The organism is Gordonibacter faecis (assembly GCF_030077735.1).
In the GTDB taxonomy this organism is placed as follows: Bacteria; Actinomycetota; Coriobacteriia; order Coriobacteriales; family Eggerthellaceae; genus Gordonibacter; species Gordonibacter faecis.
Genome location: NZ_JASJEU010000024.1, coordinates 55,156 through 70,500 on the forward strand (window position 1 = coordinate 55,156; position 15,345 = coordinate 70,500).

The following is a 15,345-nucleotide window of genomic DNA, read 5'->3' on the forward strand; positions in this document are numbered from 1 at the left end:
AAGCCGACGAAGGTCGCTTAAGCCACGCACCTGCCCCCCACCCTACCTTGCTGGTTGGATCACCCAGGTTAGTTTGGCTAGGGGCGCGAGGTCGTCTCCTGGTTGGTAGTTGAGTTGGGCGCCGCCCAGAGTCAGGCCGATGGAGCCGTCCAGTACGCTCGGTTTGCCTGGCGAGGCGGCAGCTATTGTGCCAAGATATTCTTCGCTGCCGTTCTCAATGGGAAGCGTTGTTGTTCTGCTGCCCAGTTTAAGGTCCAGGTTCACCTTCGCCACATCGCTCGCCACCGGGAACAATGCCGACACACCCGTCGCTTTCTCGCTGGAAACCTGCGCCACCACCAGCTTCTGCGGCGTGCGCGACACCAGGCTAAACGCAGCCGGCGTCACCTTGCCAGACGCGTCCACCTCCACCTTCGTCGCCAGCGGAATGTCCACGTCAACGTGCGACGTAAACACGCCATACAGCGGAGTGTCCTGCTTCACGGTATCGGTGTCGAAGTTGAATGCGTTCTGACACTTCTCGTCGGTGTACCATCCGCTAAACGAGAAGCCGAAGTTGGCGGGCTTACCGGGGTTCGGCACCTTCCCCGCAGTATCGGTAAGTAAACTAGCATAGTTAGTCCACTCTTGCTCACCCGCAAGCTTGGTCTTGAGCGAAACCAGGTGCACATCTTTAGGCAAATAGGCAGGATTCGTCACTAGCGTACGGTATTGTGAGTTCCAATAGTCCTGGTCAGGAATGTGTGAAGGATCTCCTGCATAATACGTAGTCACGTTAGAAGAAAGCACCCCGCCGGTCACCGGATCAAAACACGTAAAAGCATCATCGAGGCCTGTTTCTTTCGGGATGCCTTCCATAATCGTCCGCAAATCAATACTTGCTGGAAGAACCTTTAACTCATTGCACTCGTAAAACATAGCCGTGATGTCTATTAGGGTCGACGGAATCGTGAACCCATCAGGAAGATACTTTAAGCTGCTGCAACGATAGAAGAGCTCATAAACCCACAAACAGCTTTCGGGAATCCTAAACCCAACAGGAAGCTCTTCCAGCGAACGACACTCGTAAAACATCGACGCAGCTTCAGTGGCATTCGGCGGAATATTGAACCCCGCTGGCAGCGACTTGATATTTTGTGACACACGCAGAAAACTTGAAACGTTCGTGACGCTATCAGGGAGAGTAAACGCTGCTGGAAGTGCTGTGAGACTTGTCATGTTGCTAAACATATAAGAAACGTCTTCAACACCTTCCCTTATCTTAAAGTTCGTAGGTAAAGCGGCCATCGAAGAACAGCGAGAGAACATGCCCTTTGCCGTTTTCACCGTACTAGGAATGACAAGGTTTTCGGGAAGTTCCGTCAGATTTGTGCAGCCAACGAACAGACCTTCCACACTGTTCACACCTTCAGGAACAAATATTCCTGTTGCATCAACAAGCGAACCCATGCCCGCAAACCAATATGCCATGCTGGTGGCGCGCACCGTTTTATCCATTTGGACGCGTTGTACTTTGCTACGTAGCGCGCCCCAGTGCTCCATTGGCACGATGGTTATCTTCTTTCCGCTGTCCCATCCCCCCCACATGCTGTCCAACGTCCATCCAAAGTCGTCGATCACCGCTCCTTCGGCGCAGTGGATTTTTAGCGTGCTGTCGTCGGCGAGTTCCCAGGAGGCGCGCTCGCCGCCGTCGGTGGTGGGTAGCAGGCCCTTGTTCGTTTCGTACTTGGCGTACATTTCTACGTTGCCCTTCACAGGCTTTGTGAAGTCGAAGGGCGTGGCACAGGTGGCATCGGTGTACCAGTTCACGAAGGTGGCCGACTCTCGAAACGGTGCCTCGGGAACTTCCAGCGCGCCAACATCAACCAGGCGCGTAGTCCACACCTCGAAGCCATCAAGTGTGTCGTTTGACACGTAGAGAGTCGCAAGCGCCTTACCCTCGGGAACGGAGGTTACCAACTCGCGGTTCTGAGTTGCCCAGTAGCTCGTATCGTTCATGTCAGCAGGATCGCCAGCATAGTAGGTTTTCAGCGGGTTTGCCTTAGACGCTTCATCCTTCAGGAGGAACATGGATTCCATATTTTTGGCGTTTACCAACTCCGTTATTTTCAGAGAAGCTGGCAATGAAGTCAGCTTTGAGCAGCCTTGAAACATATGCTCAACATTCGTGATGTTTTCCGGGTTGGCATACCCAAACCCTTCAGGCAGGCTTTCCAGCGAGAAGCAGTTATAGAACATGTCATTGGTAGCTACAACATTCTGCGGGATAGTAAATCCTTTCGGCAGCGTACGAAGCGAATGACAATTGTTAAACATCCAGTTGACCGTCTTGATACTCTCAGGTAGAAGGACGACATCCGATACCTTTTCCAAACTGGTGCATTCGCTGAAGAGCCCCTGCACACCTAGCAAGTTCTCAGTTGGCAAGCGAAACCCAGAGCCAACCTCCTTTAACCCCGTACAGTCATTGAATAAATCCCAGAGGTACTCCGCGTTGCTTGGGAGTATGCATTTGGAGAGATCAACGAGGTTGGGCATATGTGCGAACCACACCGACAGATTTACGCATTTTACACCCGGATCTATTTCTATCCGCTTTACCGCATCACGGTACGGCCCCCATAGACCCTCTGAACACCTACGCAAGGTCCAATCAATGGGTTCAACATCGCCCGCACCCTTAATCGAAAGCGTCCCGTCAGCAGTGACGCGCCACCACACGTCGCCCGTCGTGCCCGTAGCCAGAGGCATCTTCGCATCGAAGCCGCCACCCAACAGCCACTTGCCGTACAGCGTTGTCGCACCCGCGGGCACCGGTTTCGTGAAGTCGAACAGCGTGAGACATTCTTCATCCGTACACCAGCCGCTGAACACATAGCCATCGCGCTGCGGATACCCCGGGTCGGCAAGCATTCTCTGCGTATTGGTCCACGCCGTCGAGCGCGTCTCCCACGGGAAGCCCGCCGCTTCGTCGGGCGACTGCACCTCAAACGCAATCTCCGTCATACCACGATCGCCCATTTCAGCGTCATCGGTGATAAGCGTACGCCCCTGACCCTCCCAATCGTAATTGAGCACGTTGGGGTCGCTTCCCGCATAATACGTGGGAATGCGCTGTTCACCAGGGGAAAGTTCACAGAAGAAAGGCCTGGTCTCACTCACCATACTCTTCGGCATGGTGAAATCCGCCGGCAGATAGGAAAGCGCCGAGCAATTCTCGAACACGCCAAGCTTCTTTCCTCCCTCTGAAAATGCGAATCCCTCCGGGAGCGAACTCAGATTGACACAACCTTTAAACAGGTACGTTATATCCGGCGTTGAACCTTCTAAGGAAAACCCTGCGGGCAACGACGTCAGCGACTCACAGCCCAGAAACATCTCGCTGGCATTCAGAAGAGAGGGACCAAATTTCACCCCGTCAGGTAGAGTTTTCAGGTTCGTATTCCACGCAAAAAGCGACTCCGCGTTCACAAGCGTATCCGTCAGGGAGAATCCGGACGGCAACTCCTCAAGTGCGCAGTTTTGGAAAGCCGCAGTCGCCTTCTCCAGGCCGTTTGGGAACGTGAAGGTGTCGGGCAACTGAGTGAAGGAACTTGAGCCGCCATTCTGCCCACGCATGTTGAATAGCCAGGTCACGTCCTTGGTATCAGTAGGCACAAACACTTCCGCTATGTCGGCGAGGTTGAGCATCCCACAAAACCAGTACGCCATGCTGGCGGCACGTAGGCTCGGCACCAGGGACGCCTTTGTTACGCGCTGGCGATACGGACCCCAATAGCCTGCCGTTGGAAATTCCTCGTTCCCGTCGTCTTTCCATCCCAAGTCAGCAATGGAGCCGCTACCCTTAAGGTACAGCGTGCCGCTATCATCCAGCGACCAGAATGCGGTACCCCCATTCCCCACCGTCGGCAGCGCACCTTGAAGCGTGCCGGCCACGTACTTGCCGTACAGCACCCAGGGTTTCGTGGTCAGCTGCTCATCAACACGCTTCGAGAAATCGAAGCGCTGCGTGCACGCCTCGTCCGTGTACCAGAGCGTGAACACCTGACCATTGCGCGTCGGCACGGCAGGTTCGCCGAATTTGCCAGAGTTTAGATCAGGCGTGAGCGCCGTCCACGGGTCAAAGCGGGAACCGTCCCGGGATGACAGCTTGAAGGTAACTGAGGCATCTTCCGGTACTTTCAACGTTCGATGCTGATTAGACCAGTAGTTTGCATCCATATCGAGAATGACAGCATCATCACCGCTGTAGGCCAGCCCCTGGTCGACGCTATAGTTATAGAACATATTTGGTGCGGCAGTCAGATCAAACCCTGTCGGCATGCGGAACGCTGCTGGTAGCACATCCAGCTTTTTACAGTTACTAAACATCTTGTCTGCGCCAGGTGCGTTGCTGAACAGCTTAGGCAACGTGAACTGCTCCGGCAGACACATCAGGTTAATGCAATCCTCGAACAATCCAACGGCTGAGGTCAGCGAACCCGGCAACACGAAGCTTTCCGGCAAGTACGCAAGGCGCGAGCAAGACTGGAACATTTCGTCCATGGATGTAAGCGAGCTAGGCAGGAAGAAACCTTTAGGGAGCGTCTGCAGCTTGGTACCCTTGAACATTGCGGAAGCATTCTGCGCTTGCTCAGGCAGACAATGACTGCTTGGCAGGCTTTCTAGATTCGTTCCCTCAAACATCTGCGAACAGTCAGCAATGGTGCTATTACCCGCCATTGAACTGGTAAAACCTTGAGGAATCTCCGTCAGAGGGTTTCCAGCGAAAAGCGCACGCACCGTAGTAACACCTTCGGGGAATTTCAAAGAATCTGGAATGTGCGACACTGCGCAATTTTGCAACAAGTACGAAAGATCCTTTGTCCCCCGCGGAATACTTAGGCGAAAAATGTCGAGCAATTGCCTCATGTCTTTGAACCAGCACGCCATACTGGTAGCGCCCGCTAAACCACTCGTATCAACAATCCTCACTTCGTCGCGCAGCGGTCCCCAGTATTGGCTGTTCATGAGTGGGTTGTCAGGTGACCACCCAAAGTCACCCACCGGATCGGTGCTTCGAATGGTTAAAACGCCCATCTCCGAAAGCGACCAAGAGGCCTTTTCTTCGTCAGTGTTGTTGGCGTCCGCTGCCGTGGGCAGTGCACCAGAAGTCGGAGATGTCTGCACCGTACTTGTCGATTCAGCGAGCACGATGTCCCCATTCGTGCCGTCGTTGTACACCAGCTTCGAAGTAAGGGTGCCCGATCCGCCGGATGTGTATTTAAACATAACCGCGCATCCCGTTTGATCTGGATATACAGAAATGTCACCGTCTTTGTGGCTGAACTCATGCACGAGCCTGATATTGCTACCGAATGCCGAGTTCTCGGGAATGGACGGCGTAAACATTCTCTTAAATTCATTTCGCGAATTGGGCAAGCCAATGAAAGAAGGTACACCGGTTGAGAACGGAACCGCATTCACGCCATAGCTTTCCCAGAATTCCACTGCCTCGGAGGGGCAATGGAGGGTGACGAACGAGGTGTCGATATCTTGAAATATGGTGTGCTGTTCCGGGCCTTCTGTATTCTTAAATAGTGGATCCGGTGAAGTAATGAGCAGTTCTCGCAAGCTCGTACAATTGCTAAACACCGCTGTGTCAAACGTAACTCGTTCTTGGGAAAGAACAGCAGCATGATCCAAACTTATGCAGTTATAAAAAACATTTGCACTCACCCGAGTAACAGAGGGCGGCATGATAATCGAGGTAATATTGCGTCTTTGACTGAATGCCGACTTGCTCATTTGGGTCACAGTATTTGGGATTACCGGCACATCAGGTGTCGACTTCGGCGTTCCCCCAATAAGTACGGTTGGAACGCCATTCGCTTTCTTATAGAGCAACCCATCGCTAATGGCATACCACTCGTTAGCTGGATCGATATCAATTTCCGCCAAATTAGTTAAACCAGTAATAATATTGTAGCCTTGTCCGAAATTGGAAACCGATTTAGGTATGTAAAGATATGTCACGTTTACACAGGCCGACATCGAGTTTACATTCACCGCCTTCACGCCTTCCGGAATTAAGAAACGCCCGGTAATTGTTGCCGGCGTACCCCCGATAAGGGTAGTCATATCTTTCGAATAAATAACGCCATCTTTCGCCGTGAAAGATGGATTGCCTTCCTCGACCTCGATTTTTGTTAGAGACTTGCATACCATGAACGGATTAAAGCCCATGCTCGTCACAGACTTCGGAATGAGAACTTCCTTAAGGTTATAGTTATTTCCAAAAGCACAACCGGTCATATATTCAAGGGTTTGAGGAAGTTTAAGCGAGGCAATATCTGCCCCATTGAAGGCATAGTTCCCTGTTTCGGTCACCTTGTATTGAGCATTCCCATTACTTGCGTCTATCGCGATGTCGGGGATAACCAAATCAACTCCAGAAAGACTCACCATAGAGTACGACTTTCCCAGCACCCTACACGTTCCAGGCGTATCTCCATTGGGCTCTTTTATTATTTGGTAACGTAAGCGAGCCCCTTCGTATTCGTAATCGAATATGCCATTTTCCGCCAGAAGAGAGACTGTCCCGGAGAGGACCGAAAGACCCGAAGCTGTTGTATGCTCTTGCAGTGCGAGCGTTGTGTCGTAGGTGGGCAGCGTTTCCGCCTCAGGCTGCTCATCTGCGGGTTCAGTGGTCGTTTGGGAGGTGGTCGCTTCTGATGATGAGGCGACCACCTCCACGGCGCGGGTGGCGCGAGTAAGCTCATGAGTGTCAAGCGAGAGAACTGCGGTCACCTCGGAGGTGCCTTCGGCTTTGGCGGTGGTGGTGCCTTGCTCGTCAACCGAGAGGGGCTTGGCGGCGTAGGAGAAGGAAAGTTCCACCGGGCTGGGGGCTTCGCAGAGGCCATCTTCGAAGAGGTTGGCTTGCTGGCCTACTTCGAGGGTCAGGGGTTCTTCAGGGAGAGTGAGACCGTAGGGCATCAGGTGGTTGTTGTTGGCCAGAAGGCCGAGGTTCCAGGGGTAGCTGCCAGCTTCGTTATAGGGGCAGTAGATGGAGACGTTTGTGCAGGTGGCGAGGGCGTCTTCGGCTACCTCGGGGGTGTTGAAGGCGACGATGCGAGTGAGCGCTTCGCAGGAGGCGAAGGCGCGGGAGTTGATTGATTGCACGCTTGCGGGAAGCCAGATGTCGGCGAGAGACGTGGCTTCAAAGGCGCGCTCGTCAATGTGTTGCAGGGTGCCAGGAAGACTCACGCTTGCGAGGTTCGCACATCCTGCAAAGGCGGCTTCCCCAATGGTCGTTATTCCGGCGGGAAGCTTCACGCTGGTCAGTGAGCCGCGGTTTGCGAAGGCGTTGGTGGCAATGGTACTCACGCGGTACGACACGCCGTTGATCTTGGCGGATGCGGGGATTTCAAAGTCAGATGCGGGGTCTTCTGCACCTTCCCAGCTAACAGAGAGTGTATAGTCATCCAGAAGCGTAAACACCAACCCGCTTGCGGCGGATTCCACCTCGGGGTGCGCCGTTGCGCCCAGCTCGGCAGGTTCGGCAAAGTGCTCAAAGCCAGCCGCTTCCCACACAGCCTTGCGCTCGTTGTAGTCTTCCCCTGCTGGCAGTGCCACCACAACAGAGGACTTAACCTCATCGGCAAACGCCGTCGCATCAATCTCGCGCACGTTCCCAAGTGCGGTAATCGACGTTAAATCCTTGCAACCAGCAAGGGCATATTCGCCAATAGTTTCCGTCTCAAGCGGAACCACAACGGCCGCGCCTACTTTCGGTGGGCACACGATGAGGGTCTTCATATCTTTCGAAAATAGCATCCCTGCCTGCGTTGCGAAGGTGGTGCTGCCATCCCCGGCAGTGAGTGAGGAACCCTGGCATCGGGAAAATGCCAGGGCGGGAATGAATTTGGTTGAACCGGGGATGGTGACAGCACCCTCCTTGCCCTCGGGAATGAGCAGGAGATGCGAGTAGTCTTTGGAAAACAGCATGCGGTCCAACGACGAAAAGCCCTCGTTGCGGGGGCTTACGTGGACCTGCTTGAGCGACGAGCAGCCTTTCAGCGCCTCGTCGTCAACAGCTTTGATTGTTTCAGGAAGAAAGAGGGACTCTACAGAAGAGTCAGTGAATGCCCCCCCCCCCCCCGAGGTTTTTGAGGGCAGTTACCGTGTAGGTTTCGGAACCGCTCGCAACCTGGGCGGGAACGCTAAGGTGGGCGCTATTGGCAACGCAGCCGACGAGCGCCGCTGTTTTGCTTGACGCGTCCACCTCAAACACAAGACCGTCGGCGACGATAGACGTAAGGGAATCTGACGAACCCGCAGGTAGCGGTACCGTGCCTGCTACCTGGTCAGATGCACCAGTAGCGTCGGTGGAACCGGACACATTCGTGGTTTGCTTCTCGTTCGTGGAAGGTTGGTCGAGGGGTACCTGTTGGGAGAACTGAGCAGCGTCGCTACTCACACTCGAAGATTCAGTGGCATCCTCCGCGCCTGTAGCGTTGGAGGTTTCCGGGGCTAAAGGCTCAGAATGCCCCCCCCCCCCCGGAGGTTTTCGGATGGTGCGTCTGCGAAAGCAGGCAGCGTGCCGGTCGCCAAGGTCAGCGCGAGCACCGATGCGCACGCAACCTTGCCAAGCCGCAAAGCTCGACGAGTAATCATTTGTCCCTTGTCCCTTTACTTCAAAACTTCCGTGCATTTCCCGATGCACGTATCCCCTCTATGCGGGATATGTTCTGCATAGTAGCACGCGAATTGCGAATGTGAAGGGGTGCCGGACTTAGCCGCCTCGGGAAGAAGCCATGACACAAGAAGCAATATTCGCAGGTAGGTGCCCTCCCCCGTGAGGCACGGCAAAGTACCTTCCTGCGATGCATGTCTCCATCGTTTCTCCACAACTTACGTTAACATAATCTGCCGAAGATGAGCCCCCGCCCCACGCCAGCGCGTATACTTGAACGCACTACCTACCAGAAAGCGAGTCGCCCCATGAAACCTACCGTCTTCATCGATGCCGATGCCTGCCCCGTAACCTCGGAGGCGCTTGAGGTGGCGCGTGCGTGCAAGGTGCCGGTTGTCATTGCGGGCAACTCCACGCAGAATCTCGCGCGGCACATCAAGCGCGGTGATTTGCGCACGCCCACCGACGGATTCTGGGTGGATACGCTGGCGGTTGGCGTGGGTTCCGACGCGGCGGATTTCGCCATTGTTCAGGAGCTTTCGCGCGGCGACGTGGTGGTGACGCAAGACATTGGCCTTGCCGCCATGGCCTTCGGACGCGGCGCGCGAGCCATCGGCGTGCGCGGCCGCGTATACACGCTGGCCACCATCGACTTAGACATGCACATCCGCCACGAGGAAAAGAAGCTGCGCCGCCAGGGTGGCCGCACCCGCGGCCCCGCCCCCTTCGAAGACGACGACCGCGACCGCTTCACCACCAACCTCCGCCGCCTCATAGAGGAATCCCTCCGCGAAGAGGCGTGAAGTAGTTTCCGTAGGGCAAGGGTTCTACCCTTGCCGCTCAACAACAATAAACATGCAGGTCAGACACGGTTGACGGCAAGGGCAGAGCCCTGCCCTACGGCCAACCTGCCACGTATTAGATCAATGCAATAGAAAGCGCTTACGAAGCCGCAGCCTCCCCTTCCTCGCCTTCGTCGTGGAGGGCTTCGAAGGCGGCTTTCATGGTGGGGTTGTTCCTGGTCAGGCGTTTGATGGTGAGGTCTTGGGCCTTGTTGTTGGCCAGGCGCAGGTTGTTCTCGGAGGACAGCAGGGCCTCTTTCGTTTTCTGTAGGTGCGTGATGGTTTTGTCGATCTCGTCGATGGCGGTTTGGAACTTGCGGCTGGCCAGGTCATAGTTGCGCGCGAAGCCGGCCTTGAACGTTTCCATCTGCTCTTCAAAGTTCGTAATGTCGATGTTCTGGTTCCGCACCACGGCCAGTTCGGCCTTGTAGGCCAGCGAGTTCAGCGCCGCGTTGCGCAGAATGGAGATAAGCGGGATGAAGAACTGCGGACGGATGACATACATTTTCTCGAAGCGCCACGACACGTCCACGATGCCCTGGTTGTACAGTTCGCTCTCCGGCTCCAGCAGCGTCACCAGCACAGCGTATTCACAGCCCTTTTTCGCGCGGTCGGCGTCGAGCTTCTTGAAGAAGTCCTCATTCTTGTGGCGATGCGACGAATCGTCGGACTCGTTTTTCATCTCGAACATGATGGAGATAATCTCGTTGCCGTCCTCGTCGCATTCGCGGAAGATGAAGTCACCCTTGCTGCCCTCAGAGGCGTCGTTGTCCTTCTCGAAGTAGGCATGCGGAAACGCGGTGGCGCGCAGCTTGTTAAACTCGGTCTCGCAGTGCTGCTCAAGCGACTCGCCCACCATCTTGGTGGACAGGCGCGCCTTCATGTCGCGATAGCGCTCGATCTCTCCCTCTTTGTAGGCAATGATGTCGTCTTTTGCCTTCAGCTCAATGGCAAGCTGTTCCTTGAGAGCGCTTGTGGCCTGGCTCTTTTCGGCCTCCTTGAGCGCCACCTGTGCGGCCAGTGCATCGCGCTCACGCTCAAGCGCCGCGCGGGCTTGTTCAACGGCCAGTTTCTTTTCGGTTTCGAACGCAGCGGCCTGCGCGGCGGTGCGCTGCTCCAGTTCGGCAATGCGCGCGTCCTTCGCCGCCGCAGCCTCGGCTAGCGCACGCTCGCGTTCGGCCTGGGCGAGGCGCGCCTCGTTTTCGCGCTCACACTTCGCCGCTTCCAGGCGCGCTTCCAACTCTGCGATGCGCCGCTCGCGCTCGGCCACGCCTTCCTGTGCCTGACCGAGGGCTTGCGCCACGGCCAACTCTACGGCCTGCTTCTTTTCGGCGGCCAAAAGTTCCTCGTGGCGGCGCACTTCGCGGTCGAACTCTGCGTCACGCACCTGCTTCACAATGGCGGCAAACCCCGCCTCATCAATGGTGAACACCTCGCCGCAGCGCGGGCACTTAATCTCGTTCATACGCACTCCTTCTCTCGCCGTCGATTCTACCCCATCAAACTCCCCACCGCGCCCCTTCCATAAAAGTGTGACGCGCTATCGCTAAGACGCTCCTGCCTTTCGGGGCGGTGTTTGTTTCAAAACGTTTAAATAACCGACACCGTCGGGAATGCCACCGTATAATGGCAGTACATGCAACCATCCCCCTAAGGAGGCGCCCGCCTATGAGTTACGTGCAGAACGTCATCGAGCAGGTCAAGGCCAAGAACCCGAACGAACCGGAGTTCATCCAGGCCGTCACCGAAGTGCTCACATCCCTGGAGCCGGTCATCGAGTCGAACCCCGCCTACGAGAAGGCCGGCCTGCTCGAACGCATCGTCGAGCCGGAGCGCGTGGTCATGTTCCGCGTGCCGTGGGTGGACGACGCCGGCAACGTGCACGTGAACCGCGGTTACCGCGTACAGTTCAACAGCTGCCTCGGACCCTACAAGGGCGGCCTGCGCCTGCACCCGTCGGTGAACCTGGGCATTATCAAGTTCCTCGGCTTCGAGCAGATTTTCAAGAACAGCCTGACTACGCTCCCCATGGGCGGCGGCAAGGGCGGCTGCGACTTCGACCCGAAGGGCAAGTCGGACATGGAAATCATGCGCTTCTGCCAAAGCTTCATGACCGAACTGTGCAAGCATATTGGCGCTGACACCGACGTGCCGGCCGGCGACATTGGCACGGGCGCGCGCGAGATTGGCTTCATGTTTGGCCAGTACAAGCGCATCCGCAACGTCTGGGAAGGCGTACTCACGGGCAAGGGGCTGTCCTATGGCGGCTCGCTCGCCCGCACGCAGGCCACGGGCTACGGCCTGGTGTACTTCGTGCAGGAGTACCTGACCTGCCACAACGACTCCTTCGAGGGCAAGACCGTGGCCGTGTCCGGCTCCGGCAACGTGGCCATTTACGCCACCGAGAAGGCGCAGCAGCTGGGCGCGAAGGTGGTCACGCTGTCCGACTCCACCGGTTGGATTCACGACCCGGCAGGCATCGATCTGGACCTGGTGAAGCAGATCAAGGAAGTGGAGCGCGGCCGCATCAGCGAGTACGCGAAGCGCAAGGACGGCGTGGAGTACCACGACGGCCGCGGCGTGTGGAGCGTGCCGGTGGACATCGCGCTGCCGTGCGCCACGCAGAACGAACTGCTGATTGACGACGCGAAGCAACTCGTGGCGAACGGCTGCAAGATTGTGGCCGAGGGCGCGAACATGCCCACCACGATAGACGCCACCGACTACCTTATGGAGAACGGCGTGGTGTTCTGCCCCGGCAAGGCGGCGAACGCCGGCGGCGTGGCCACCTCTGGTTTGGAGATGTCGCAGAACTCCGAGCGCCTGAGCTGGACGTTTGAGGAAGTAGACGCCAAGTTGCAGGGCATCATGAAGAACATCTATCACGCGGCCGACGACGCGGCGCGCGAGTACGGCCACGAGGGCAACTACGTCATGGGCGCAAACATCGCCGGCTTCAAGAAGCTCGCTGACGCCATGATGGCCCAGGGCATCGTGTAAGCGGACGCGCGGACATACCTGCGAGATTGAAACGACCCCGCCTCGGCGGGGTCGTTGTACATTCGGGGAACGTTAGGAAATTCGGGGCCGGTGCTGCCAGTTCCAAAAAGTTCCGGAACGGTCTACCCCTTCTCGCGCTTAGAGTTCCTGAATAACCTTCGCCGACACCACGTTGTGCGGGGAGATGATGATGGCGCCCACCGAACCAAGTTCCGGGGCGTCCACGTAGAACGTGCCTTCCACCGTTTCACCCATGACGAACAGGTCCTCGTCTTGCGTCGAAAGCACGATGTCGATGCCTTCCACGTCCTTGACGCGCTCCTTGTCATCCACGAGGGCCACCACGAAATCCACCTGGTGACGCTTGAAGTACGCAATCTGCTTTTCCAACATAATGGACGACGCGGGTCGGGCCACCGAGAACACGCCGAAGCGGTGCTCGCCCTTCTTCAAGATGACGCCTTCCTCATAGGTGCTGAGGTTTTTGGTGTCGAGCGCAAACACCGTCGCGCCCTTGTCTTCGTAGCTTTTCTGAGCGTCAGCCACATTGAGAGTCTTCTTCTTTTTGGCGGCGTCGGTGGATGTGTCGATAGAGGCATCAGGCGTCGACTTCGGTTCCGCCGAAGGAGCAGCATCAGCGTCAGTGGCAGGTGTGCCAGAAGCATCCACGGGTTTCTTTGGCGCATCTGCCTCACGCCCCTGATCAGCGGATTTCTCTCCGTCAGGCACCTGTGCCCCATCAAGCGGCGCTCCCGCTCCCAATGGCTCTTCCCCCAACCCCGCAGCCTCAGGCGCAGTTGTTGACCCAGACGTGGCCGAAGCCCCCGAACCCTTCTCCGCCTGATCCTGCTTGGCCGCAGCCGCAATGGCAGGATCGGCCGTGCCCGGATACACGATGGCAGTATAGCCTTCCATGCTGCCGAACGTATCATCCAAGTTGGAGGCCGCCACGTTCCAGGAATGACCCGCAAGGATATACCATCCCAAGCCGCAGAGGCTCAGAACAATAAGCCCCGCGAACACGAGGAGCGCGATTTTTTCCCGAGAAGTAACCGACATAGTGAGAGAAATTATACCGCTTGGAAGGCGTCTGGCCGCTTTGTCTCCCAATCGGCAGAATTTCGACAGCAAACCCTCAGCAGCGCCCCCGCCAAACCGCGCGCTACACCAATTTCTCAAAGGCAACGCGGTCGGGCGTGGCTTCCTCAGCATGCGCAATGTAGATAATGCCGCATTCGGTGTAGCCGCGCTTCGTCATGAGGCGGCGCATGGGCACATTGCCGGGATGCGTATCAATGCGCACGCTGGCGAAACCGCGGTCGTGCACCAACCGCTCGGCGTTTTCCAGCAGAAGCGACGCGGCACCGCGGCCTTTGCACGCCGACGACACGGCCACACGGTGCACCACCCCGTAGCTGGGGTCACTCGAAAGGCAGTCGGTGAGCCACCGCCCGCCCTCAATAAGATCGTAGTCGCGCTCGCCCGCAAACCCCACCATAGCGGTAGCCATGATGCGGCCATCTTCGCCTTCCACAACATAGGAGTCGCCGCGCGCCACGTCGGCTTCAATCACGTCGCGATGGGGATAGCCACCCTGCCATTGGTCGATGCCGAGCGCGGCAAGCGCGCGGCGGCCGTCAGCGAGTATATCCATGATGCGGTCGATATCAGACGCGCGGGTCAAACGAAAGTGCACGGGAGGGTTCTCTTTCTCTCTCGTTCCAGTACCAAAGGGGCCGATCAGGGTACCACAAACGCGCGCAACGTGGAACCACAGCGCTGCAACAATTCGCCGTTATGCTGAATTTTCCGCTGCATCCGCAGTGGGCGCGGACGTCTCTTCGCGCTGGGTTACCAAAAACACCATGACCAAAATCATCAGCATACCAACAATGTCCACTGGCGTGACCGCGGTGCCCAGCCACACAGCGGAGATCACTGTCGCCGACACCGGCTCCACGCAACCCACCAGCCCCGCGCGCAGCGGCCCCGCGTCGGTAATGCCTTGCAGGTAGAATAGGTAGGCAAAAAACGTGCCGATGATCACCATAGCCGCCATCACGCCCACCAACTCAGGCGTGAGGTCCACCGGAATAGTCCACGGCTGCACAAACACGGTTGCCACCGTGCCGCCTAACAGCATGGCAAGCCCCGTCACAATGAAGCTGCCCCACTTCTCCAGCACCTTGCCGGGAATGAGCGTGTAGCCCGCAAGCGCAAACGCCGACATGAAGCCCCAAAACAGCCCCTCAGCAGGGATGGCAAGCACGCCGAAGTTGCCCTTCGTGGCTATGAGGAACGTGCCGCCTATCGCCAGCACCAACCCCACGGCCTCGCGCAGCTTCGGCAGGCGGCGCACGCGCACGCATACGATAAACATGATGACCACGAGGCCAAGGCGCTCAAGCACCGTACCCGTGCCCGCGTTCGTGTAGGAAATGGAAGACAGGTAGCTCACCTGCGTCAGCAGCACGCCAAACAGCGCGAAGGCACCAATGCGCAGAAGCGAACGCTTGTCACGGAAAACGGCGCGCAGGCGGCTGCGCTCTCTCACGAGGCACACCGTAAGGAAGATAGCCGCGCCCGCCAGCAGGCGCACGCACGTGATCCACGCCACCGGTACGCCAAAACCGCTGGTCAAAAGCTGTGCACACGTACCCGAGAAGCCCCAGCAGATACCGCCCAGCGCCGCGAACGCAATGCCGCGCACCACGTGGCTTTCCTGCGACGCCGCGCGCGAACCAGCCGCATTCGCCATTCGCCTTCTCCCTTCCTCACGCCCGTTAAAAGAGCGCCTCTAACGGGCGCATCAGCGCATTGTCGCACGGA

The 15,345-nt window shown here is 57.1% G+C and carries 8 protein-coding genes; 2 read left to right on the plus strand and 6 right to left on the minus strand.

All coding sequences use genetic code 11. The features are described 5' to 3' along the window. Positions 1-42: 42 nt before the first annotated feature. On the minus strand, positions 43-7,986 hold the full coding sequence (locus QNJ86_RS12125; RefSeq protein ID WP_283833083.1) for a leucine-rich repeat protein: 7,944 nt from the start codon (positions 7,984-7,986) through the stop codon (positions 43-45). Between the two features lie 130 nt (positions 7,987-8,116). Further along, positions 8,117-8,458 (minus strand): hypothetical protein, encoded by a 342-nt coding sequence (locus tag QNJ86_RS12130; RefSeq protein WP_283832899.1) that lies wholly within the window; start codon positions 8,456-8,458, stop codon positions 8,117-8,119. Positions 8,459-8,982: 524 nt separating this feature from the next. Here QNJ86_RS12130 and QNJ86_RS12135 point away from each other — a divergent pair. Beyond that, the gene (locus QNJ86_RS12135; protein WP_283832900.1) at positions 8,983-9,477 is read left to right on the plus strand and encodes a YaiI/YqxD family protein; all 495 of its coding nucleotides are present in this window, start codon (positions 8,983-8,985) and stop codon (positions 9,475-9,477) included. Positions 9,478-9,616: 139 nt separating this feature from the next. Here QNJ86_RS12135 and QNJ86_RS12140 read toward each other — a convergent pair whose 3' ends face one another. Further along, positions 9,617-10,981 (minus strand): DUF2130 domain-containing protein, encoded by a 1,365-nt coding sequence (locus QNJ86_RS12140; protein ID WP_283832901.1) that lies wholly within the window; start codon positions 10,979-10,981, stop codon positions 9,617-9,619. Positions 10,982-11,184: 203 nt separating this feature from the next. On the opposite strand from QNJ86_RS12140, the gene gdhA reads away from it, so the two are divergent. Beyond that, complete coding sequence (gdhA, locus tag QNJ86_RS12145) at positions 11,185-12,516, plus strand: NADP-specific glutamate dehydrogenase (protein ID WP_283832902.1); 1,332 nt, start codon at positions 11,185-11,187, stop codon at positions 12,514-12,516. Positions 12,517-12,654: 138 nt separating this feature from the next. On the opposite strand, the gene QNJ86_RS12150 is transcribed toward gdhA, so the two are convergent. The 3 genes from QNJ86_RS12150 to QNJ86_RS12160 form a co-directional block, all read right to left on the minus strand. Further along, positions 12,655-13,575 carry an alcohol dehydrogenase gene (locus QNJ86_RS12150; RefSeq protein WP_283832903.1) on the minus strand — a complete coding sequence of 307 codons (921 nt, stop codon included), beginning with the start codon at positions 13,573-13,575 and terminating at the stop codon, positions 12,655-12,657. 103 nt (positions 13,576-13,678) lie between these two features. Continuing rightward, a complete protein-coding gene (locus tag QNJ86_RS12155) occupies positions 13,679-14,212 on the minus strand; it encodes a GNAT family N-acetyltransferase (protein ID WP_283832904.1) in 534 nt (177 codons plus the stop codon). 99 nt (positions 14,213-14,311) lie between these two features. Beyond that, complete coding sequence (locus tag QNJ86_RS12160) at positions 14,312-15,274, minus strand: DMT family transporter (RefSeq protein ID WP_283832905.1); 963 nt, start codon at positions 15,272-15,274, stop codon at positions 14,312-14,314. Positions 15,275-15,345 lie beyond the last annotated feature (71 nt).

Excerpts from the sequence above, each read along its gene's own strand:
- QNJ86_RS12135 (WP_283832900.1), top strand. The coding sequence starts at position 8,983 with ATGAAACCTACCGTCTTCATCGATGCCGATGCCTGCCCCGTAACCTCG.
- QNJ86_RS12150 (WP_283832903.1), bottom strand. The coding sequence starts at position 13,575 with ATGTCGGTTACTTCTCGGGAAAAAATCGCGCTCCTCGTGTTCGCGGGG.
- gdhA (WP_283832902.1), top strand. The coding sequence starts at position 11,185 with ATGAGTTACGTGCAGAACGTCATCGAGCAGGTCAAGGCCAAGAACCCG.
- QNJ86_RS12160 (WP_283832905.1), bottom strand. The coding sequence starts at position 15,274 with ATGGCGAATGCGGCTGGTTCGCGCGCGGCGTCGCAGGAAAGCCACGTG.
- QNJ86_RS12125 (WP_283833083.1), bottom strand. The coding sequence starts at position 7,986 with ATGCTGTTTTCCAAAGACTACTCGCATCTCCTGCTCATTCCCGAGGGC.
- QNJ86_RS12140 (WP_283832901.1), bottom strand. The coding sequence starts at position 10,981 with ATGAACGAGATTAAGTGCCCGCGCTGCGGCGAGGTGTTCACCATTGAT.